This window comes from Dactylosporangium vinaceum, assembly GCF_019904175.1.
In the GTDB taxonomy this organism is placed as follows: Bacteria; Actinomycetota; Actinomycetes; order Mycobacteriales; family Micromonosporaceae; genus Dactylosporangium; species Dactylosporangium vinaceum.
Map to the genome: position 1 here is coordinate 3,528,970 of NZ_CP061913.1, position 19,806 is coordinate 3,548,775.

A 19,806-nucleotide genomic window follows, 5' to 3' on the forward strand; every position below is an offset into this window, starting at 1 on the left:
CCGTGCTGGTTCACGCTGCGCGCCGCGGTCGTCACGTACGGGATCGCTGTCCGGCCCGGCGCGGGTCGGGGCGCCGGGCCGGTCGGCTTGCGGCTACGGCTGGAGCTGGTCGAGTACCGCAGCCAGACGTTTCTCTTCGAACGTGAAGTGCGACTCCATCACCGCGGCCAGGCCGGCCAGCTCGGCCGGGGTGGGGTTGGCCTCGACGCGGCGCAGCAGGGCGGCGATCTGTTCGTGGTCGCGGCGCAGCTCGGCGATGACCGGGCGGAGCTGCGGGTGGCGCTCGGCCAGGACGCGGAACATGCCGCGCTCCTCGCCGGTGTGGTGGCGCTCCAGCGCACCGCAGAACGCCAGGCAGTGGGCGCGCAGTTCGCGGGAGAAGTCGGGCCGGTCGGTGAGGTCGTCGAGCAGCGCCCGCAGATGCTGGTGGATCTCGATGAGCTGGTTTCCCAGGGCCGCGAGGCGCGGCGGGGTGAACTCGGACAAGGCTGGTCCTGAGGGTTGCGCGCCTCCGTGCCCTCGGCGTTCTTCGAGCCGGGTACACCGCGACGCTGCCGGCAAGCATAGTGGAGGCATGAGCGCGAAGCAGGACGCCTACGACGCCGCCCTCGCCGCGGCCGGCACGCACGCCCGGGCCTGGCTGAGCACGCTGCCCACCCGGGCCGTGCCGCCCTCCGCCGACGCCGACTCCCTGGCCGCGGCGGTCGGCGGCCCGCTGCCCGAGGACGGCCTGGACCCGGGCGAGGTGGTCGAGCTCCTGGCCCGCTCGGCCGAGCCGGGCCTGATGGCGATGCCGGCCGGGCGGTTCTTCGGCTGGGTGATCGGCGGGACGCTGCCGGCCGCGCTCGGGGCCGACTGGCTGGTGAGCGCCTGGGACCAGAACGCGGCGATGCGGTACCCGACCCCGGCGACGGCGGCTCTCGAGGAGGTGGCCGGCGCCTGGATCCTCGACCTGCTCGGCCTGCCCGCCGGCTGCGACGTGGGCTTCGTCACCGGCGCCACGATGGCCAACTTCACCGGCCTGGCCGCCGCCCGCCGCCACGTCCTGGCCCGCCGGGGGTGGGACGTGGACTTCGACGGCCTCTTCGGCGCTCCCCGCATCCGCGTCCTGGTCGGCGACGAGCGCCACGACACCCTGGATCTGGCGCTGCGGTACCTCGGCCTGGGCGCCCCCACCCCGATCGCCGCCGACGACCAGGGCCGCATCCGCCTGGACGCGCTGGCCGAGGCCCTCGGGTCCGGCAGCGGCGAGCCGACGATCGTGTGCCTGCAGGCCGGGAACGTCCACAGTGGAGCCTTCGACGCCGTCGGGGAGGCCGCCGACCTCGCCCACCGGCACGGCGCCTGGGTCCACGTCGACGGGGCGTTCGGCCTGTGGGCGGCGGCGGCGCCGGACCTGCGGCACCTGGTGCCCGGCCTGGACCGCGCCGACTCGTGGGCGACGGACGGGCACAAGACGCTGAACGTGCCGTACGACTGCGGGATCGTGATCGTCCGCGATCCGGCGGCGCTGCGCTCCGCGATGGGTGTCGAGGCCAGCTACCTGATCGAGCCCGCCGGCCCGGGCGGCCCGGCCGACCCGTTCGAGAAGGTGCCGGAGCTGTCCCGCCGCGCCCGCGGCGTGCCGGTCTGGGCGGCGCTGCGCTCACTGGGCCGGCGCGGGGTCGCGGAGATGGTCTCGGGGTTCGCGGCGAACGCCCGCCGGCTCGCGGAGGGCATCGCCGGGATCGACGGCGCCGAGGTCCTCAACGACGTGGTGTTCACGCAGGTGTGCGCCACGTTCGGCGACGACACCCGCACCGCCGCGGTGACCCGGGCGCTGCTGTCCGAGGGCCGCGCCTGGATGTCCGGCTCACGCTGGCGCGGCCGCACGATCCTGCGCGTCTCGGTGAGCAACTGGTCCACCGACACCGCCGACGTGGAGGAGTCCCTGGCCGCCCTCCGACGAGCCGCCGCGGCCGCCTGACCACGACCCGCCGTCGCGCCGGCCCGTCGCGCCGGCGGAAGGTCGTCGCGTCCAGGATCGGCTTCGGCCGTGCGGGCGGGCTACTTCGTGAGGCGGGTCAGGAGGATGGCGAGGCGGCGGTCCTGGAGCTCGGGGGGCAGGCGGTTGCCGCGGGTCAACGTGATCAGGCCGTGCAGGGCGGCCCACAGGGTTTCGGTCAGCAGGCCCAGATCGTCGGCCGCCGCGAACGGGGCGAGCGCGGCGGCCAGTGCGTTGAAGCCGGCCTTCAGCGGCTCGGGGGTGTGCTCGGCGGCGAACGGGAGGTCGATGTGCTGGGAGAACATGGTGTCGTACAGCGCCGGGCGGTGGGCGGCGAAGTCCAGGTAGGCCTTCGCCACGGCCGTCAGGCCCTCCGATGCCTTGTGGTCGGCGCCGGGCGCGGCACCCCGGTACGCCTGCTCCAGCGCTGAGGCCAGGTCCGCGAAGCCCTCCAGGGCGACCGCGGCCATGATGGCGTCCTTGCTCTTGAAGTGGCTGTACAGCACCGGCTGGCTGTACTCCACGCGCTCGGCCAGGCGTCTGGTGGTCACCGCTTCCCAGCCCTGGCTCTCGGCCAGTTCCCTTGCCGCGGCGATGATCAGCCGCTCCCGTATCGCCCGCTCGCGCTCGCGGCGGCCCTCGCTAGCCATGCTTGCAATTCTAGCACTGCTAGCGGTACCTTCGACACCGGATCTAGCGGTGCTAGAAATTCTAGCGGCGGCAGAAGCGAACTGGAGTCACGGGCATGCTCACCCCTATCGCGTACGGCCTGGCGATCGTCCTGAACCTCTTCATCGTGTTCATCGGCCTCCGGTTCCTGCTGCAGCCGCGCCTGGCGGCGGCCGGGTACGGGGTCGGCGTCGGTGACGGCAGTGGGGCCGGTGTGGGCGCGTACCTGTCGGTGAAGGGGGTGCGGGACACCACGTACGGGCTCGTCGGCCTGGCGCTGCTCGCGTTCGCCGGTGTGACAGCCGAAGCCTGGTTCATGCTGATCGTCGCCCTGGCACCGCTCGGCGACACCGTGATCGTGCTGCGCAACGGCGGTATGAGGGCGACGGCTTTCGGCATTCACTTCGCGACGGCCGTCCTCGTCCTGCTCAGCGCCGGCCTGCTGTTCGCCGCCTAACCCAGGCCGGCCTGGCGGGCCCGCAGGAAGGCGCGCTCCGTCTCGTTGGTGACGAGCGCCAGGGCCTCGTCGTAGGCCGCACGGGCCTCGGCGCTGCGGCCCAGGCGGGTCAGGAGCTCGGCGCGGGTGGCCGGCAGGCGGTGGAAGCCGGGCAGATCCACCTGCTCCAGCGCGGCCAGGGCCGGCCCCGGGCCGTGGACCTCGGCCACGGCGACCGCGCGGTTCAGGGCCACCACGGGGGTCGGGACCATGGCGAGGAGCTGGTCGTAGAGGGCCAGGACCTGCGGCCAGTCGGTGGCCTCGCCGTCGGTGTGCACGGCGCTGATGGCGGCCTGGATCTGATACGGGCCGGGGCGGTTGCGGCGCAGGCAGCGGCGGACCAGCTCGTGGCCCTCGGCGATCAGCGGGCGGCTCCACAGGGTGCGGTCCTGGTCGGCCAGCAGGACCAGGTCGCCGGCGGCGTCGAGGCGGGCCGGGCGGCGGGCCTCGGTCAGCAGCAGTAGCGCCAGCAGGCCCAGCACCTCGGGCTCGTCGGGCATGAGGGCGGCCAGTTCGCGGGCCAGGCGGATGGCCTCGGCGCACAGGTCGGTGCGGATGAGCGGGCCGGCCGTCGCCGCGTACCCCTCGTTGAACATCAGGTACAGCACGGTGAGCACGGGCGGCAGGCGGTCCGGCAGCTCGTGCTCCCGCGGGACGCGATAGGGGATGGCGGCGTCGCGGATCTTCCTCTTGGCCCGGACGATGCGCTGGGCGATCGTCGCCTCCTGCACCAGGTAGGCGCGGGCGATCTCGGGCACCTCGAGGCCGCCGAGCAGGCGCAGCGTGAGCGCGGTGCGGGCGTCCGGGGCGAGCGCCGGGTGGCAGCAGGTGAAGATGAGGCGCAGCTGGTCGTCGTGCACGGGTCCCACCTCCTGGGGCGCGTCCGGTTGCTGCAGGAGCAGGGCCTCGGCGTGCCGGGCCTCCCGGGTCGTCTCGCGCCGGAGCCGGTCGACGGCCCGGTTGCGGGCTGTCGTCACGATCCAGGCGCCCGGGTTCGGCGGGAGCGTCTCCCACTTCTGCAGGGCCGTGGTGAAGGCGTCCTGGACCGCCTCCTCGGCGAGGTTGATGTCGCCGAGGAGGCGGGCCAGGGTGGCCACGCAGCGGCCGTACTCCGCGCGGTAGACGCTCGTCAGATCCATGCTCAGGCGGGCTGGGAGTGCTCGTCGAAGGGGCGCACCTCGATCGGGCCGCAGACGGCGGCGCACTTCTCGGCCCAGGCCAGGGCCTCGTCGAGGTCAGCACACTTGAGCACCCAGAACCCGGCGATGTGCTCCTTGGCCTCGACGAACGGGCCGTCGGTCATGGTGGTGGCGCCGTTGTCGATGCGCACGACGGTGGCGCTCTGCGGGGTGGTGAGCCCGCCGCCGAAGACCCAGGCGCCCTTGGCGACCATCTCGTCGTTGATCCGGCCGGTTGCGGCGAACAGCGTCTCCATCTCGTCCGCGCTCATCTCGGGCGCGTCCTCGACGTAGTGCACGGACAGCAGGTACTGCTTCATGGCGGTTCCTCCTCGGGTCGGTGGATCAGGCGGCCAGGCGGCGGGCGACAACCGGAACAACGATCGCGGCGGCGACCAGGTGGGTGAGCATCAGCAGCGCCTTGGTGGCGGGGGCGGCGTCGGCGAGCACGTCGGGGACCAGGGACAGCACGGTCAGCACCACTGTCGTGCGGACGAACGTGCGCCGCGGACGGCGGGCGAACCGGGCCAGCGTGGCCGCGAGGGCGACGCCGATCAGCGAGAACACGGCGGTCAGCACGCCGAACCCGCTGACCGGGATCGGGGCGCCGGCCACGTCGAGGCTGATCCCGGCGGCGTTGCCGGCGGCGGCGACGGCCGTCGTGGCGGCGCTCGCGGCGATCGTGGCCAGGGCGCCGGTGACGAGGACCGCGCCGATGCGGGTGCGCGGGGTGGTGGCGGTGCGGGTCGGGTTCGCGGTGGTGGTCATCGTGCCCTCCAGCGGGTGTCGGGGCCGGCTTGCGTACCGGGCTCTCACCAGGGCTACGAAACGGCCCGGCCCCAATCGACAACGCCGCCGGACGAATTTCAAGATTTTTCCGACGGCACCGCCCAGAGCCGCACGACGTGGTCTTGCGAGCCCGTGACCAGGCGGTCCGCGGCCGGGCTGGCGGCGATGGCGGTGACCGGGCTCCCGGCGTCGAGGTCGAGGCCGGTGACGGCGGCGTGGCTCGTCGCGCTCCAGAAGCGCAGCCGCCCGTCGGCGCCGCCGCTGACGATCGTGCGGCCGGTGCGGTCGAAGGCCACCGCGTCCGCCGCGCCGCGGTGCCGGCCGAGCGTGCTGGCGGCGATGCCGGCCTGGTCGAGCGGCCACTCCAGGACGCTGCCGTCGGCCCCGGCGCTGGCCGCGGTCGTGCCGTCGGGGCTCCATGCGACCGCGCGCACGTCGTTGCCGCCGTGCCTCGTCCCGGTGGGGACCTCGACGCCGCGGCCACGATCCTGGGTGGTGTACCGCAGGATCGCCGACTGGCTCCCGCCGAGGATCACATCGTCGGGCTGCTGGGGGTTGAACGCGATGGCCCGGATGAACCCGCTGCTCAGGGCGTCGAACTCGGCCAGCTGGGCGCCGCTGCGGGCGTCGAGGACCACGCCGATGCCGCCGTCGCCGCCGACCGCGATGCGCGCGCCGGTCCGGTCGAAGGCGAGCGCCTGGATCGGGAAGCGGCGGGCCCCGGTGGCCGGGAGCGTGTGCGGCGTGTAGGACGGCAGGTCCCAGAGGTGGATCTGCTCGTCGGCACCGGCGGCGGCGAGCAGCGTGTCGTCCGGGCTGAACGCGACCGCGCGCAGTTCGGTGCCGGCCTCCAGCGGGTGCTCGAGCGCGGCGGCCCGGGTGCCGGGGTTCCAGACGCGGACCGTCCTGTCCCGGCTCGCGCTGGCGACGAGGGTGCCGGCGTGGTTGAAGGCGACGGCGGTGACGACGTCGGTGTGCCCCTCGAACTCGGCCATGACCGAGCCGCGGCCGTCCAGCCACAGCTTGAGGCCGGCGCCGCCGAGGGCGAGCAGCACGACCGCGAGCAGCGCCGCCACCCACCGCCGGTTGCCCCGCGGCCGGGGAGCCGGCGGCACGAAAGGCGCCGCCGGTGGCGAGACGGGCGCCGCCGGTGGTGGGACGGGCGCCGCCGGTGGTGGGACGGGCGCTGCCGGTGGTGGGACGGGCGCCAGCTCGGCCGTGGGCGGGGCGACCTCGGCCCGGATCGACGGGGCCAGGAGGCTGCCCTGCGCGACCACGAGCTCGGGCTGGTCGACGATCGTCGGGGCAGTGCGCAGGGCCCGGTGCAGCAGCGTGGCCGCCAGGGGGATCCGGGAGGAGCCGCCGACCAGGAAGACACCGCCGATGTGCTCGGGGGAGACGCCGGCACCGCGCAGGAGCGAGACCGTCAGCGCGACAGTGCGGTCCAGGTGGGGGCGGGCGGCGAGCTCGAACTCCTCCCGGGTCAGGTGCAGGTCCTTGCCGACCAGCGGCAGGTGCAGGTCCGCTGTCGCGTGCCGGGTCAGCTGCTCCTTCGTGGCCCGGGCCCCGACCCAGAGCGCGCGCCGGGCCTGCTGGTCCTCCGGGCTCTGCGGCCAGTTCAGCCGGGCCCAGGCCTCGGTGGCGCCGGGGGTGAGCGCGCGGGCGTGCTCGACGACGGCGGCGTCGAGGTCCAGCCCGCCGACGTCGGCGAGCCCGGAGGCGGCCACGACCTCGAACGTGGGCCCGACCCGCACGATGCTCACGTCGAACGTGCCGGCGCCGAGGTCGTACACGACCACGCACTGCCCGGCCCGCAGATCCCGGACGGTTGCGAAGTACGCCGCCGCGGCCACCGGCTCCGGCACGAGGCCGACCTCGCCCAGCCCGGCCCGGGCGGCGGCGTCGGCGAGGACCGTCAGCCGGGTCCGGCCCCAGGCGGCCGGGTGGGTGAGGACGACCTCGCCGACCGGGGCGCCGGCGACCCGCCGCGCCTCGTCCGCGACCCGGCGCAGGACCGCGGCCAGGAGCTCGGCGACCGGATACTCGCGCTCGCCGAGCCACACGGTGCCCTCGTCGACGCGCCGCTTGGGGTTCGCCTCCAACCCGGCCGGCCGGGCGGCCGCGGCCCGCTCGGCGTCCAGCCCGGTGAGCAGGTCCGGGCCGGCGCCGGCGAGCACGGCCGAGGACAGCAGGGGCGAGGCGTCGAACAGGAGCGGACGGATCGTCCCCGAGCTGGATAAAACGGCCACCGTGGTGGAGGTGCCCAAGTCGATCCCGAGCCGGAAGGTCACCAGCTCACTCTACGGAGCGGGCACCAGCACGATCTTGCCGCGGGTGTGCCGGTGGTCGAGCTCCGCGAACGCCTTCGCCACGTCGTCGAGGGGGTAGGTGGCGGCGATCGGGATCTCCAGGGTGCCGTCGGCGACGAGCCCGGCCATGTACGTCAGCACGTCCACAGTGGACGCCTGCTCGCTGCCCTCGGCCATGACGCCGAGGCGCTCGGCGGCCTGGAAGGCGATGATGGTGTTGATGCGGTCCTTGGGGATGCCGAGCTCGAGGGCGAGGTCGACGTACTGCGGCCCGAACAGGTCGATGAACGCGTCGATGCCGTCCGGCGCCGCCGCCCGCAGCCGCGCGGCCAGATCGGGGCCGTAGGAGACCTGGACGGCGCCGTGGGCCTCGAGCCAGTCCCGGTTGGACGGTGACGCGATGCCGAGCACCCGCACGCCGCGGTGGCGCAGCAGCTGTACGGTCAGGGTGCCGACGCCACCGGCCGCGGCCGATACGGCGACCGTCTCGCCCGGCTCGGCGGCGATCGCGCGGACCGCGGCGAAGGCGGTGCAGGCGACCACGTAGAGCGCCCCGGCCACCTCCCAGGACAGCGCCGGCGGTTTCGGGATGAGCTGGGTGACCGGGACCGCGGTGTGGGTGGCGTGGCTGGAGCGGGTCCAGGAGAAGCCGAGCACCTCGTCGCCGACCGCGAACGCCGTCACGCCCGGGCCGACGGCGGTGACGACGCCGGCGAGGTCGCTGCCCTCGCCGCAGGGGAAGCTTGTCGTGTACCGGAACTCCAGCGATCCGGTGCGGATACCGCTTTCCCCCGGGTTGATGCCGGCCGCGCGCACGGCGACGACGACCTCGCCGGGTCCCGGTGACGGCATGGGAATGCTTGTCACATACAGCACTTCCGGTCCGCCGAAGGTGTCGAAGCGGACGGCTCGGGCGTCAGTCACGGTGTCCTCCGGCAAAGGCGCGCAGGGTCGACAGGGTGCGGGCGAAGCTGCGCAGGGCGCTACCCGTCAGGGCCTCGCCGAACCACCGGGCGAGCTCGGCGTCGAACACGGTCTCGGCGGCCGCGAGGGCCTCGGTGCCGGCCGTGGTCAGCTCCACAATGGACGATCGCCGGTCGCCCGGGTTGGGGCGGCGGGCCAGCAGTTCGCGGGCCACCAGGCGGTCGACCGCCTGGCTGGCGCCGCCGATGGTGATGGACAGCGCGTCGGCGACCTCGTTGACCCGGCACGCCTCGGTGCGGGCCACGACCTGGAGCACGTTGAGGCTCCCGAGGGGGACGGCACCGGCCGCCTTCAGCCGGGCGTCCACGCCATTCCATAGATCAGTCTCGAATCGGACGAGGTCGTCGAAGACCCGCCGCAGTTCAGCACTCACGGCGGTACCATAGCACTAATTATATTAGAGCTAAGGTAACAAGTGTTTCGAAACACGGGCCGGGCACCGTTGTTGACCATGGTGTTACCGATCTGTGACCCATGATCTTCGGTCGGGGGAGGTATGTTCGCGGCCATAACAAACCTCTGCGCACACCCCACCTCCGATAGAAAGGAGGCGCCGAGGATGAAGTTCAAGCCGTTCCGGGTCCTGGCTGCCACCGCCCTGGCCGCGCTGCTCGCCACGACCTCCGCGTGCAGTGAGACCCGCAAGGACGACAACACCGGCGGGGGCGACAGCGGTCCCGCGCTGGTCGGCATCGCCATGCCCACGCGCAGCCTGGAGCGCTGGAACAACGACGGTGCCCACCTCGAGGACCTGCTCAAGAAGGCGGGCTACAAGACCTCGCTGCAGTACGCCGACAACAAGGTCGACCAGCAGATCACGCAGCTCCAGAACATGATCAACGACAAGGCGAAGATCCTGGTCATCGCCTCGATCGACGGCACGGCCCTGGCCCCGGTCCTGCAGCAGGCGGCCGACAAGAAGGTCAAGGTCATCGCCTACGACCGGCTGATCAACCAGAGCCCCAACGTCGACTACTACGCGACCTTCGACAACTACAAGGTCGGCCAGCTCCAGGGCCAGTTCATCGTGTCCAAGCTGGGCCTCGACGGCGGCAAGGGCCCGTTCAACCTGGAGCCGTTCGCCGGCTCGTCCGACGACAACAACGCCAAGTTCTTCTTCGCCGGCGCCTGGGACGTGCTCAAGCAGTACGTCGACAGCGGCAAGCTGGTCATCCCGTCCGGCAAGAAGCTGGCCAGCAACGATGACTGGAAGACCGTCTCGATCAACGGCTGGAAGACCGACGCGGCGCAGGCCGAGATGGACAACCGGCTCAACTCGTTCTACACGGGCGGCAAGAAGGTCGACGTCGTGCTGTCGCCGAACGACTCGCTCGCGCTGGGCATCGCGCAGTCCCTGGACTCGCACGGCTACAAGCCGGGCGCCGACTGGCCGCTGCTCACCGGGCAGGACGCCGACCTGGCCAACACCAAGAACATCCTGGCCGGCAAGCAGTCGATGACGGTCTGGAAGGACACCCGGACGCTCGGCGACCAGGTCGCGAAGATGGTCGACTCGATCTCCAAGGGCTCCACGGTCGAGACGAACGACACCAAGACGTACAACAACGGCGTCAAGGTCGTTCCCTCTTACCTGCTCCCGCCGGTCGTGGTCACCAAGGACGACGTGAAGTCGAAGCTCGTCGACTCCGGCTTCTTCAAGGCATCTGACCTGGGTCTGTAACGCCACAGCACCAACGGGCCGGGTCCGCGCACTGCGGGCCCGGCCCACACGCGACTTTGTAGAGGGAAGCCCCCATGCCCTTCCTGCTCGAAATGCACGGCATCACCAAATCGTTCCCCGGTGTCAAAGCGCTCCAGGACGTCACGATGAGCGTGGCCGAGGGCGAGGTCCACGCGATCTGCGGCGAGAACGGCGCCGGCAAGTCAACCCTGATGAAGATCCTTTCTGGGGTGTATCCGTCCGGCTCCTACGAGGGCGAGATCGTCTTCGACGGCCAGCCGGGCCACTTCCGCTCGATCCGCGACTCCGAGGACCGCGGGATCGTCATCATCCACCAGGAGCTCGCCCTCAGCCCGTTCCTGTCGATCGCCGAGAACATCTTCCTCGGCAACGAGCAGGCCCGCCGGGGGATCGTCAACTGGCCGCAGACCAACAAGCGGGCCGCGGAGCTGCTGGCCCGGGTCGGCCTGGCCGAGCCGCCGGACACGAAGATCCTCGACATCGGCGTCGGCAAGCAGCAGCTCGTGGAGATCGCCAAGGCGCTGTCGAAGCGGGTCCGGCTGCTGATCCTCGACGAGCCGACGGCCGCGCTCAACGACGCCGACTCCGAGCACCTGCTCGGCCTGATCCGCCAGCTCAAGGGCCAGGGGATCACGTCGATCATCATCTCGCACAAGCTCAACGAGATCGCCGCGATCGCCGACACGACGACAGTGATCCGCGACGGGCGCACGGTGGCCACGTTCGACATGCACGGGGCCGAGCCGGTGTCCGAGGAGCAAATTATCCGGGCGATGGTCGGGCGCGACCTGGCCCACCGATACCCCGAGCACACCCCGCAGATCGGCGAGGAGGTGCTGCGGATCGAGGACTGGACCGTGCACCACCCGATCGACCGGGGCCGGGTCGTCGTCGACAAGGCGGCGCTGCGGGTGCGCGGCGGCGAGATCGTCGGTATCGCCGGGCTCATGGGCGCCGGCCGCACCGAGCTGGCGATGAGCGTGTTCGGGCACAGCTACGGCACCGGGATCTCCGGGCGGCTGTTCCTGCACGGCAAGGAGGTCCGGGTCCGCTCGGTCGACGAGGCCATCGGGCACGGGATCGCCTACGCGACCGAGGACCGCAAGCGCTACGGCCTGAACCTCATCGAGGACATCAAGCGCAACATCACCGCGGCCAAGCTCGCCGCGGTCGCGAAGCTCGGCGTGGTCAACAGCGCCGAGGAGGTGCACCGGGCCGAGCGGCTGCGCAAGGAGATGCGGGTCAAGGCCGACTCCGTCGCCGTGCTCACCGGCAAGCTCTCCGGCGGCAACCAGCAGAAGGTCGTGCTGAGCAAGTGGCTCTTCACCGAGCCCGAGGTGCTCATCCTCGACGAGCCGACCCGGGGCATCGACGTCGGCGCCAAGTACGAGATCTACGAAATCATCAACGCCCTCGCGGACGCCGGCAAGGCGGTCGTCGTCATCTCCTCCGAGTTGCCGGAGCTGCTCGGGATCTGCGACCGGATCTACGCGATGAGCCAGGGGCGGATCACCGGCGAGATGGACCGCGCCGCGGCCACCCAGGAGGGCCTGATGCGATACATGACCATGGACAAGAGTGGGGTCTCCCGATGACCACGACCGAAACGCTGCAGCCGGAGACGAAGCCCACCGAGGTCTCGTCGCTGCGCGGATACCTGGGCCAGAACCTGTGGCAGTACGGCATGCTGACGGTGCTCATCGCCATCGTCATCACCTTCCAGGTGCTGACCGACGGGCGGCTGCTGTACCCCGACAACGTCGCCGCGCTCGTGCAGCAGAACGCCTACGTGCTGATCCTGGCCATCGGCATGGTCATGGTCATCGTGGCCCAGCACATCGACCTGTCCGTCGGCTCCATCGTGGCCTTCATCGGTGGCGTGTGCGCGCTGATGATCACCCAGTGGGGCTGGCCGTGGCCCGTGGCCGTGGCCGCGTCCATCGGCATCGGCATCATCGTCGGCTGCTGGCAGGGCTTCTTCATCGCGTACGTCGGGATCCCCGCCTTCATCGTGACGCTCGGCGGCATGCTGCTGTTCCGCGGCCTGGCCGTGCTCGCCGTGAGCCAGACGGTGCCGGTGCAGGACAAGGGCTTCGGCGCCATCGCGGCCAAGTCGCTGCCCAATGCGCTGGGCTTCGTCGGCAACCTCGACGGCATGACGCTGCTCGTCGGCCTCGTCGCGATCGGCGGCCTCGCGCTCTCGCAGCTGCGCACCCGGCGCGAGCTGATCCGTTACGACCTGCGCCTCGAGCCGAGCGCCGCCTTCTACGGCAAGCTCGTCGTGTTCACGGCGCTTATCGCGTACATCACCTATCTGCTCGCCGAGAGCACCGACGGCACCCCGAACGTGCTCATCATCGTCGGCGCACTCGTCATTCTGTACACGTACATCATGGGTAACACCGTGTTCGGCCGGCACATCTACGCGATGGGCGGAAATCTCGCGGCGGCGAAACTTTCGGGTGTGAAGACCAAGCGTGTAACTTTCCTGATCTTCGTCAACATGGGCATTCTCGCCGGGGTGGCCGCGGTCGTCACCACCTCGCGCGCCGGGGCCGGGGTGGCGGGCGCCGGGACCAACTACGAACTGGACGCGATCGCCGCCGCGTTCATCGGTGGCACCGCCGTGACCGGCGGCATCGGCAAGGTCACCGGGGCCGTGATCGGTGCGCTGATCATGGGCGTGCTGAACATGGGCCTGTCCATCCTCGGCGTCGACGCGGCCTGGCAGCAGGCGATCAAGGGCCTGGTGCTCATTGCCGCCGTCGCTTTCGACATCATCAGCAAGCGGGTGACCAACTCGGCCCAGTGATCTGGCAGTGTTTCGATAACGGCAGCGTATTGACGTTGGCTTTCGTGGACCAATAGCGTCGGTGTCTCAAGGCGAATCCCAGTAATTGTTTCGAAACAATCGGGAGCCAACCTCATGACATTACGCAGAATGGCCACCGCCGGCCTTCTGGCGGCCGTGACCGCGGTGACGATGAGCGCGGTCGCGGCCTCCGCCGGCGGCCCGCGCCCGCCGGCGACACAGGACCAGAGCCTGCGCGCGTTGGCGGCCCGCAACGGCCTGTCCTTCGGCACGGCCGTCGACGCCGCCGCGTATACCGATGCCGCGGACCCGCAGTACAAAGTCATGGTCGACGGGCAGTTCTCGACGGTCACGGCCGAGAACGCCATGAAGTGGGAGAGCCTGGAGCCCACCCGCGGCACCTACAACTGGGCGGCCGCGGACGCGTTCGTCGCCGCGGCCGAGCAGCATCACCAGCTCGTCCGCGGCCACGTCCTGGCCTGGTACAGCCAGCTGCCCGGCTGGCTCAGCACCGGCATCCAGGACGGCACCATCGACGGACCGCAGCTGCGCGCCCTGCTCAAGCAGCACATCACCGACGTCGTGACGCACTTCCGCGGCCGGATCTGGCAGTGGGACGTGGTCAACGAGGCCGTCTCCGACCCGTGGGAGACGCCGTCGGCGATCCACCTCGGCGGCAACACCGGCTCGCTGAAGCAGAAGTTCGCCGACCTGCTCGGCCCCGGCTACCTCGCCGACGCGTTCCGCTGGGCCCGCGCCGCCGACGCGAAGGCGCTGCTGTTCTACAACGACTACAACATCGAGGCGTTCGGCGACGGCGGCCCCGGTGACAAGACCCAGTTCGTCTACGACATGGTCAAGAAGCTGCGCGCCCAGGGCGTCCCGATCGACGGCGTCGGCAGCCAGGGCCACCTCAGCACGCAGTACGGCAACTACGACGTCTTCCAGGTCGCCGACGCCATGCAGCGCTTCACCGACCTGGGCCTGGCCGTGGCGCTGACCGAGGTGGACGCGCGCAGCCTCATGAAGGACGCGAAGGACCCGACGCTCGCCGCGGCGGGCGCCGACCTCAACGCCCGCGACCAGGCTTCCGCGTACAACTACCACGTGCTGCTGCAGGCGTGCCTCATGAACCGGCACTGCCTGTCGTTCACGGTGTGGGGCTTCACCGACAAGCACTCGTGGATTCCCAACTGGTTCAAGGACCCGCCGGAGGGCGCCGGCAACCTGTGGGACGCGAACTACCAGCCGAAGAAGTCGCTGCGCACGGTCCAGGGTGACCTGGCCGCGGCCGGTCCGCCGCTGGTGCAGCCGCGCATCCCGCAGCGGCCGCGCCGCTGACACACAAGCATTCCTGGGGGTTAGGAACGGGGCGGGCGCCCGACCGGCGCCCGCCCCGGCGTCCGTACCCTGGCCGGATGGCCCTGCGGGTAGTCATCGCCGAGGACTCGGTAATCCTCCGCGACGGGATGGTGGAGCTGCTGAGCACCCGCGGCTGTGCGGTCGTCGCCACGACCGGCGCGCCGGACGGGCTGCTGGCCGCGGTGGCCGAGCACGGGCCGGACATGGCCATCGTGGACATCCGCCTGCCGCCGACCTTCACCGACGAGGGCATCCGGGCCGCGGAGCAGCTCCGGGCCGGGCACCCGGGCCTGGGCGTGCTGATCTTCTCCCAGCACGCGGACCCGGCGCTCGCGACGCGGCTGCTCGCGACCGGGGCCCACGGCGTGGGCTACCTGCTCAAGGAGCGGGTGGCGGCCGTCTCGCAGTTCGTCGACGCGCTGCACCGGGTGGCCGGCGGCGGCACCGCCCTGGACCCGGAGATCGTCGACCGGATGCTGCGGGGCGGGCGGCGGCTGGACCGGCTGACCGCCCGGGAGCGCGAGGTGCTCGACCTCATGGCCCAGGGCTTCTCGAACCGGGCGATCGCGGCCCGCCTGGTCGTCACCGAGCGGGCCGTGGAGAAGCACGCCGCGGCCATCTTCGCCAAGTTCGACCTCCCGCTCACCGAGGCCGACAACCGCCGGGTGAAGGCGGTCGTGGCCTACCTGACCGAGACCGGCGCCTGAGTCGCCGGCGCGCTCATCGCCCGGGGTGCGCGGCGATGCGGGCCAGCTCGTCGCCGCGGCCCTGCATGTACCGCTGCCGGACCCAGGACTTGAACGCGGCGAGCGCGGCCGGCGAGGAGCTCGGCGACCAGGCCTCCTCCTTGGTCAGGTCGAAGTAGGTGAGCAGCCTCAGGTCGGGGTACGCGCCCGAGCGCAGCGTCGTGTTCATGTCGTCGATCCATCGGGCCTTGTCGCCGCCGTCCTCGGTCGACGCGAACTCGCCGATAGTCACCGGCCGGTGCGGGGCGACGGCGCGGGCCTTGGCGTAGGCGGCGGCGAACGTCTGGTCGAACGTCGTCCAGTGGTCGCCGGCCGGGTCCCAGGACGGGCCGAAGCCCCAGTTGTAGCCGTCGATGCCGACCCAGTCGACGTAGGCGTCGCCGGGGTAGGCGGCGGCCGGGTCGTTGTACGGCGCGTCCGGTGACGAGCCGTTGTTGAAGGCCCACACCCATTGCACGTTGCGCGCGCCGGCGGCGGTGACGAGGTCGTGCACGTGCCGGTAGGCCCGCACATAGAGGGTGGGGTCGGCGTTGTTGTTGGCGATGCCCCACGGGTACCAGTTGCCGTTGAACTCGTGGCCCCAGCGGACCAGGATCGGCCGGTGGACGGCGGCGAACTCCCGGCCGCGGGCCGTGATGTAGCTGTCCCACGTGCCGTCGATGATGTCCTGCAGGTGGATCTGCGCCGGGTCGGTCGCGCCGAGGGCGGTGTTCCAGGGCTCCCACGTGTAGTGCGGCATGATGCCGTGGCGCCACAGCGTCCTGGCCTGCGCCACCGGGAACGGGTTGCCGGTGCCCCAGCTGTCGAACCACATCACGCTGGCCGGTGTCACGCCGTACTGGCTCTTGACGTCGGCGGCGATCGTGGCCGGGTCCGCCTCCCGGAACATGCCCAGGTAGCGGGTCGGCGGTGTGTCCCGGCCGGGCCCGGCCGCGGCGGCACCGCCGGGCACGGTCAGCGCCAGGGCGACGGCCGCCGCGCACAGCAGCGTTCGCATCCGCATGTCCACTCTCCTGTCGACGTCACGAGCGCCATGCCATCGATGGCGGCGATTGGTAGCGCTTCCAACCCAAGCTAGCCGCCGAGCGACTCTTCGTAAAGAGGAGTCGGTCGATACTCGGCGGCACCCGGCCATGGCGACTGGAAGCGCTTCCAGTCTGCCGCCGATACGGGCGGATGGTGCCACGGCGGCGCCGTCGGGGTCAGGCCGAGTGCCGCACGACGATCCGGGTCGGCAGGATCAGCGATGTCGGCCGGCCGCCGTCGAGCAGCTCGACGAGCATCCGGGCGGCCTCGCGGCCCAGCGACTGGATCGGCTGGTGCACGGTGGTGAGGGCCGGGTCGGTGTGCAGCGCCAGGGGCATGTCGTCGAAGCCGATCACGGCCACGTCGCCGGGGACCGCCCGGCCGGCGTCGCGCAGCACCCGCATGGCTCCGGCCGCCATGTTGTCGTTGGCGGCGACGACGGCGTCGAGGTCCGGCCGCGCCTGCAGCAGCGCGCGCATCGCCTCGGCGCCGCTGGTCTCCAGGAAGTCGCCGGCCGCGGTGGCGTACGGCTCGAGCCCGGCCAGCCGCAGCGCCTCGGTGTAGCCGCGGAGGCGTTCGCGGCCCACGGCCGTCTCCCCGGGCCCGGTGATCATCACGATGCGGCGGCGGCCGCCGCGCAGCAGGTGCTCGGTCGCCGCCCGGGACCCGGCGGCGTTGTCGACGTCGACGTAGTAGGGCGGCGTCCCGTGCGGCGGCAGGCCGATGAACACCGTCGGCCGGCCGGACTTCGCGGCGATGTCGACGAGTGGGTCGGCCCCGCGCGTCGCCACGAGCATCACCCCGTCGGCCCCGCGGGTCTGCAGGAAGTGCCGCAGCCGCCGCTGCCCGTGGTCGTTGGTGACCAGGCTGAGCATGAGGTGCAGGTCGGTCTTCTCCAGCGCGGCCGACGCGCCGACGATGACCTGCGCGAAGTATGGGTCGCCGAACACTTCCGGCCCGTCGCCGGAGACCGCCAGCACGACCACCCCGGTCTGGCGGGTGGCGAGCGCCCGGGCGCTGCGGTTGGGCGTGAACCCGAGCTCCCGGATCGCCTTCTCGACCGCGTCCCGCTTGGCCCGGCTCACGTTGGGGCCGTTGTTGATCACCCGGGAGGCGACGGTCCGCGAGACCTGGGCCCGCTCGGCGACCTCGTCGAGTGTCGGCGGCCGGGGCGGGACCGATGACGACATGCCTGGCCCCTCCGCTGCTGACAGTCCGGCAATGGTAGCGCCCTACAGATTCGTCGGCAGCGTGATCTCGGCCCGGGTGGGGCCGCCGGGCGGGCTGTCGATGCGCAGCGTGCCGTCGACCGCGGCCAGGCGCTCGCGCAGGCCGGCCAGGCCGGTGCCGGCGCCGATCTCGGCGCCGCCGCGGCCGTCGTCGGTCACCGCGATGCGCAGCCGCCCGTCCGCGGCCGTCGCGTCGAGCCGGACCCGGGTTGCCGCGCTGTGCTTGACGGCGTTGGTGAGCAGTTCGGCGGTGCAGAAGTAGGCGATGCGCTCGATGCCGGCCTGGGCCCGCTGCGGCATGTGCAGCGCGAGGTCGACCGGCAGGGCGGCGTCGGCCCCCAGGGTCCGCAGGGCCGCGGGCAGGCCGTCCTGCAGCGCGGTGGGGTCGATGCCGTGGATCAGCCGGCGCAGCTCGGCGATGGTGTCGTCGGTCTGGGCGCGGGCCCGGCCGACCAGGTGGCGGACCCGCTCGTCGTCCGGGCGCACCGCGTCCTCGACGAGCGCCAGGAGCATCGCGAGCGCGACCAGGTGGGCCTGGGTGCCGTCGTGCAGGTCCTGCTCGATGCGGCGCAGGCTGCTGGTGTGCTCGGCGATCATGGTGCTGCGGGCCCGGCGCAGGTCGGTCAGCTCCTGCTGGGAGCGGCTCGGCCCGAGCAGCGCCCGGCCCGCCCACACGTTGAGGTCGGTGTTGGCCCGCACCGCCCACGGCGTGGCGAGCAGGAGCAGCAGGCCGCCCGGGACGGCCAGGGCGACCCGGGCGCCGGGTGGATGCCCGTCGGGCCGGGCCACGCCCAGGTAGAGGCTCATCCCGATCATCACCGCGCCGAGGGCGGGCAGGACCAGCGCGGCCAGGAACCCCAGCAGCGCCAGGGGGAGGCGGACGAAGAGGTAGGCCACGGCGCGCCAGGCGGGCCCGTCGGTGAGGCTCGCCCGGACCCAGCCGACCACGCCGGCCGCCGCCGCGATCCGGGCCGGCGGCTCGATCCGCACGCCGAGCAGGCGCAGCAGCCACCGGTGCAGCCGCCCGGCGAGCCGCGCGGCCCGGACCTCGGCCGCGAGCGCGGGCAGCCCGAGCACGGTCAGCGCCAGCACGCCGCCGGCGTAGGTCCCGAGCAGCGCCAGGAGCAGCCCCAGCATGGCGAGGGGGAAGCCGAGCAGCGCGAACGCGAACTCGCCGGGCCGCACCCGCGGCGGCCCGGTCACGGTGCGGCCAAGGTGGTGGCCGGGTCGAGCGCGATGACCCGCAGGCCGGCGCCGAGCTGCGTCGCCACGGCCAGGATCATCGCGCCGGCGAGGATCGGCGCGTCGCTGCCCACGGAGACGTACGGTACCGGGCCGCCGCCCACCGCCAGCGCGAACGCGACGGCGGCCGGGGCGGCGACGGCGGTCCCGAGCACGGCCCCGGTCAGCGCGGTCAGCACCGCCTCCGCCGCGAGCGCCCGCACCAGCTGCCGCCGGGTGGCACCGACGAGCCGCAGCAGCGCGTACTCCCGGCGGCGGTCCGCGGTGAGCGCGACGAGCGTGCTGAGCGTTGCGACGGTCCCGAAGAGCGCGAGCATCGCCACCTCCACGCCGCGCAGCCAGACGTCGCCCTCCGGCACGACCACGGCCGCCGCGTGGCGCATGGTCGCCGTGACCACGACGAACGTGGTGGACAGGCCGACGAGCAGCGCGATCGGCACGACCGCGGAGGAGAGCCGGTGGGCGTGGCCGCGCAGGTTGACCGCGGCCAGCCAGCCGCCCGCCCCGGCGCCGCGGGCCAGCCGCAGCGGCAGCCCGAGGACCGTGACGACGAGCCGGGCCGCCCACGGCCCGAGCAGGGCCAGCGCGACCATCAGCGCGAGCGCGCTGAGCAGGGCGCCTTGGGCGGCCTCGTCGGGCTCGCGGCCGGCCACGAACCGGCACAGCGCGCCGGCACCGCCGGCGACCAGCAGCCCGAGCCCGCCGCGGACCCGGCCGATCCCGCCGGTCGGGGCCGCGGTCTCGACAAGCGCCGCGCTCGGCGGGCCGTGGGAGATCCGCCAGGTGGCGAAGGCCGCCGCGATCAGCCCGGCGAGGGCCGTGGCCGGGGTGGCGAGCAGCAGCGGCAGCGGGCCGGCGGGCACGGTGGCCCCGGCCGGTGCGAGGCCGCGGTCCACCAGCGCGCGCAGGAACAGCCGGGCGGCGATCGCGCCGAGGGCCCAGGCCGGCGGCGAGACGAGCAGCGTCAGGCCGGCCACCTGGCACCGGATCAGCCGGCGCACCTGCCGCGGCGTGGCCGCCACGGTGCGCAGCAGGGCGAGCTCGCGATGCTGCTGGCGCACCGCGAACCCGAGCGTGGTCACCGCGACGAACGTGGCCATGATGATGACGATCTCGCCGAACGCGCCGCCGATCGCGCCGAGGTCCGACCCGCCGCCGGTCGCCGCGGCCGCGAGCAGGGAGCCGAACATGGCGATCGCGGACACCGCGAGGAACAGGGCCGCGGCGAGCCCGGCGAAGGACGCCGGGCGGGTGCGCAGGGCGCCGAAGGCCATCCGG

At 72.6% G+C, this 19,806-nt stretch carries 19 protein-coding genes; 7 read left to right on the forward strand and 12 right to left on the reverse strand.

The genetic code is table 11. The features are described 5' to 3' along the window. Nucleotides 1–93: 93 nt before the first annotated feature. On the reverse strand, nucleotides 94–486 hold the full coding sequence (locus Dvina_RS15765; protein WP_246656242.1) for a hemerythrin domain-containing protein: 393 nt from the start codon (nucleotides 484–486) through the stop codon (nucleotides 94–96). An 88-nt stretch (nucleotides 487–574) separates the two neighbouring features. On the opposite strand from Dvina_RS15765, the gene Dvina_RS15770 reads away from it, so the two are divergent. Beyond that, nucleotides 575–1,966 (forward strand): pyridoxal phosphate-dependent decarboxylase family protein, encoded by a 1,392-nt coding sequence (locus Dvina_RS15770; RefSeq protein WP_223103227.1) that lies wholly within the window; start codon nucleotides 575–577, stop codon nucleotides 1,964–1,966. A gap of 80 nt (nucleotides 1,967–2,046) precedes the next feature. On the opposite strand, the gene Dvina_RS15775 is transcribed toward Dvina_RS15770, so the two are convergent. Then, entirely contained in the window at nucleotides 2,047–2,634 is a 588-nt protein-coding gene (locus Dvina_RS15775; protein ID WP_223103228.1) for a TetR/AcrR family transcriptional regulator, read from the reverse strand. 95 nt (nucleotides 2,635–2,729) lie between these two features. On the opposite strand from Dvina_RS15775, the gene Dvina_RS15780 reads away from it, so the two are divergent. Beyond that, nucleotides 2,730–3,110 (forward strand): DUF4267 domain-containing protein, encoded by a 381-nt coding sequence (locus tag Dvina_RS15780; RefSeq protein ID WP_223103229.1) that lies wholly within the window; start codon nucleotides 2,730–2,732, stop codon nucleotides 3,108–3,110. Here Dvina_RS15780 and Dvina_RS15785 read toward each other — a convergent pair. From Dvina_RS15785 to Dvina_RS15810, 6 genes are all read right to left on the reverse strand, one after another. Next, nucleotides 3,107–4,288: an RNA polymerase sigma factor gene (locus tag Dvina_RS15785; RefSeq protein ID WP_223103230.1), complete on the reverse strand. Its 1,182-nt coding sequence runs from the start codon at nucleotides 4,286–4,288 to the stop codon at nucleotides 3,107–3,109. The genes Dvina_RS15780 and Dvina_RS15785 overlap by 4 nt on opposite strands. 2 nt (nucleotides 4,289–4,290) lie before the next feature. Beyond that, the gene (locus tag Dvina_RS15790) at nucleotides 4,291–4,647 is read right to left on the reverse strand and encodes a YciI family protein (RefSeq protein ID WP_223103231.1); all 357 of its coding nucleotides are present in this window, start codon (nucleotides 4,645–4,647) and stop codon (nucleotides 4,291–4,293) included. Between the two features lie 25 nt (nucleotides 4,648–4,672). After that, nucleotides 4,673–5,095: a DUF6069 family protein gene (locus Dvina_RS15795; RefSeq protein ID WP_223103232.1), complete on the reverse strand. Its 423-nt coding sequence runs from the start codon at nucleotides 5,093–5,095 to the stop codon at nucleotides 4,673–4,675. A 98-nt stretch (nucleotides 5,096–5,193) separates the two neighbouring features. Beyond that, nucleotides 5,194–7,365, reverse strand: coding sequence for an Hsp70 family protein (locus tag Dvina_RS15800; protein ID WP_223103233.1), 2,172 nt, complete (start codon nucleotides 7,363–7,365; stop codon nucleotides 5,194–5,196). A 51-nt stretch (nucleotides 7,366–7,416) separates the two neighbouring features. Beyond that, nucleotides 7,417–8,349, reverse strand: coding sequence for an NADP-dependent oxidoreductase (locus Dvina_RS15805; protein WP_246656243.1), 933 nt, complete (start codon nucleotides 8,347–8,349; stop codon nucleotides 7,417–7,419). Then, the gene (locus Dvina_RS15810; protein ID WP_223103234.1) at nucleotides 8,342–8,782 is read right to left on the reverse strand and encodes a MarR family winged helix-turn-helix transcriptional regulator; all 441 of its coding nucleotides are present in this window, start codon (nucleotides 8,780–8,782) and stop codon (nucleotides 8,342–8,344) included. Before Dvina_RS15810 ends, Dvina_RS15805 begins: the two co-directional genes overlap by 8 nt. A gap of 186 nt (nucleotides 8,783–8,968) precedes the next feature. Here Dvina_RS15810 and chvE point away from each other — a divergent pair, with 186 nt between their 5' ends. From chvE to Dvina_RS15835, 5 genes are all read left to right on the forward strand, one after another. Next, complete coding sequence (chvE, locus tag Dvina_RS15815; protein ID WP_223103235.1) at nucleotides 8,969–10,090, forward strand: multiple monosaccharide ABC transporter substrate-binding protein; 1,122 nt, start codon at nucleotides 8,969–8,971, stop codon at nucleotides 10,088–10,090. A 74-nt stretch (nucleotides 10,091–10,164) separates the two neighbouring features. Next, a complete protein-coding gene (mmsA, locus tag Dvina_RS15820) occupies nucleotides 10,165–11,706 on the forward strand; it encodes a multiple monosaccharide ABC transporter ATP-binding protein (RefSeq protein WP_223103236.1) in 1,542 nt (513 codons plus the stop codon). Continuing rightward, a complete protein-coding gene (gene mmsB, locus Dvina_RS15825) occupies nucleotides 11,703–12,923 on the forward strand; it encodes a multiple monosaccharide ABC transporter permease (RefSeq protein ID WP_223103237.1) in 1,221 nt (406 codons plus the stop codon). The genes mmsA and mmsB overlap by 4 nt, the downstream gene beginning before the upstream one ends. Nucleotides 12,924–13,037: 114 nt before the next feature. Continuing rightward, nucleotides 13,038–14,264 (forward strand): endo-1,4-beta-xylanase, encoded by a 1,227-nt coding sequence (locus tag Dvina_RS15830; RefSeq protein WP_223103238.1) that lies wholly within the window; start codon nucleotides 13,038–13,040, stop codon nucleotides 14,262–14,264. Between the two features lie 77 nt (nucleotides 14,265–14,341). Continuing rightward, nucleotides 14,342–14,992 (forward strand): response regulator transcription factor, encoded by a 651-nt coding sequence (locus Dvina_RS15835; protein ID WP_425516549.1) that lies wholly within the window; start codon nucleotides 14,342–14,344, stop codon nucleotides 14,990–14,992. A 13-nt stretch (nucleotides 14,993–15,005) separates the two neighbouring features. Here Dvina_RS15835 and Dvina_RS15840 read toward each other — a convergent pair whose 3' ends face one another. The 4 genes from Dvina_RS15840 to Dvina_RS15855 all read right to left on the reverse strand — a co-directional run bounded on the left by Dvina_RS15840 (nucleotide 15,006) and on the right by Dvina_RS15855 (nucleotide 19,802). Further along, the gene (locus tag Dvina_RS15840) at nucleotides 15,006–16,034 is read right to left on the reverse strand and encodes a glycoside hydrolase family 26 protein (protein ID WP_223103239.1); all 1,029 of its coding nucleotides are present in this window, start codon (nucleotides 16,032–16,034) and stop codon (nucleotides 15,006–15,008) included. Between the two features lie 199 nt (nucleotides 16,035–16,233). Then, entirely contained in the window at nucleotides 16,234–17,247 is a 1,014-nt protein-coding gene (locus Dvina_RS15845; protein WP_223103240.1) for a LacI family DNA-binding transcriptional regulator, read from the reverse strand. 42 nt (nucleotides 17,248–17,289) lie between these two features. Then, complete coding sequence (locus Dvina_RS15850) at nucleotides 17,290–18,489, reverse strand: sensor histidine kinase (RefSeq protein WP_223103241.1); 1,200 nt, start codon at nucleotides 18,487–18,489, stop codon at nucleotides 17,290–17,292. Continuing rightward, complete coding sequence (locus tag Dvina_RS15855) at nucleotides 18,486–19,802, reverse strand: FtsX-like permease family protein (protein WP_246656539.1); 1,317 nt, start codon at nucleotides 19,800–19,802, stop codon at nucleotides 18,486–18,488. The genes Dvina_RS15850 and Dvina_RS15855 overlap by 4 nt, the downstream gene beginning before the upstream one ends. Nucleotides 19,803–19,806 lie beyond the last annotated feature (4 nt).

What these genes read in the sequence shown, in the direction of transcription:
- Dvina_RS15855 (WP_246656539.1), bottom strand. Translation starts at nt 19,802, where the DNA reads ATGGCCTTCGGCGCCCTGCGCACCCGCCCGGCGTCCTTCGCCGGGCTC.
- Dvina_RS15835 (WP_425516549.1), top strand. Translation starts at nt 14,342, where the DNA reads ATGGCCCTGCGGGTAGTCATCGCCGAGGACTCGGTAATCCTCCGCGAC.
- Dvina_RS15770 (WP_223103227.1), top strand. Translation starts at nt 575, where the DNA reads ATGAGCGCGAAGCAGGACGCCTACGACGCCGCCCTCGCCGCGGCCGGC.
- mmsA (WP_223103236.1), top strand. Translation starts at nt 10,165, where the DNA reads ATGCCCTTCCTGCTCGAAATGCACGGCATCACCAAATCGTTCCCCGGT.
- mmsB (WP_223103237.1), top strand. Translation starts at nt 11,703, where the DNA reads ATGACCACGACCGAAACGCTGCAGCCGGAGACGAAGCCCACCGAGGTC.
- Dvina_RS15845 (WP_223103240.1), bottom strand. Translation starts at nt 17,247, where the DNA reads ATGTCGTCATCGGTCCCGCCCCGGCCGCCGACACTCGACGAGGTCGCC.
- Dvina_RS15785 (WP_223103230.1), bottom strand. Translation starts at nt 4,288, where the DNA reads ATGGATCTGACGAGCGTCTACCGCGCGGAGTACGGCCGCTGCGTGGCC.
- Dvina_RS15790 (WP_223103231.1), bottom strand. Translation starts at nt 4,647, where the DNA reads ATGAAGCAGTACCTGCTGTCCGTGCACTACGTCGAGGACGCGCCCGAG.
- chvE (WP_223103235.1), top strand. Translation starts at nt 8,969, where the DNA reads ATGAAGTTCAAGCCGTTCCGGGTCCTGGCTGCCACCGCCCTGGCCGCG.
- Dvina_RS15830 (WP_223103238.1), top strand. Translation starts at nt 13,038, where the DNA reads ATGACATTACGCAGAATGGCCACCGCCGGCCTTCTGGCGGCCGTGACC.
- Dvina_RS15775 (WP_223103228.1), bottom strand. Translation starts at nt 2,634, where the DNA reads ATGGCTAGCGAGGGCCGCCGCGAGCGCGAGCGGGCGATACGGGAGCGG.
- Dvina_RS15780 (WP_223103229.1), top strand. Translation starts at nt 2,730, where the DNA reads ATGCTCACCCCTATCGCGTACGGCCTGGCGATCGTCCTGAACCTCTTC.
- Dvina_RS15795 (WP_223103232.1), bottom strand. Translation starts at nt 5,095, where the DNA reads ATGACCACCACCGCGAACCCGACCCGCACCGCCACCACCCCGCGCACC.
- Dvina_RS15840 (WP_223103239.1), bottom strand. Translation starts at nt 16,034, where the DNA reads ATGCGGATGCGAACGCTGCTGTGCGCGGCGGCCGTCGCCCTGGCGCTG.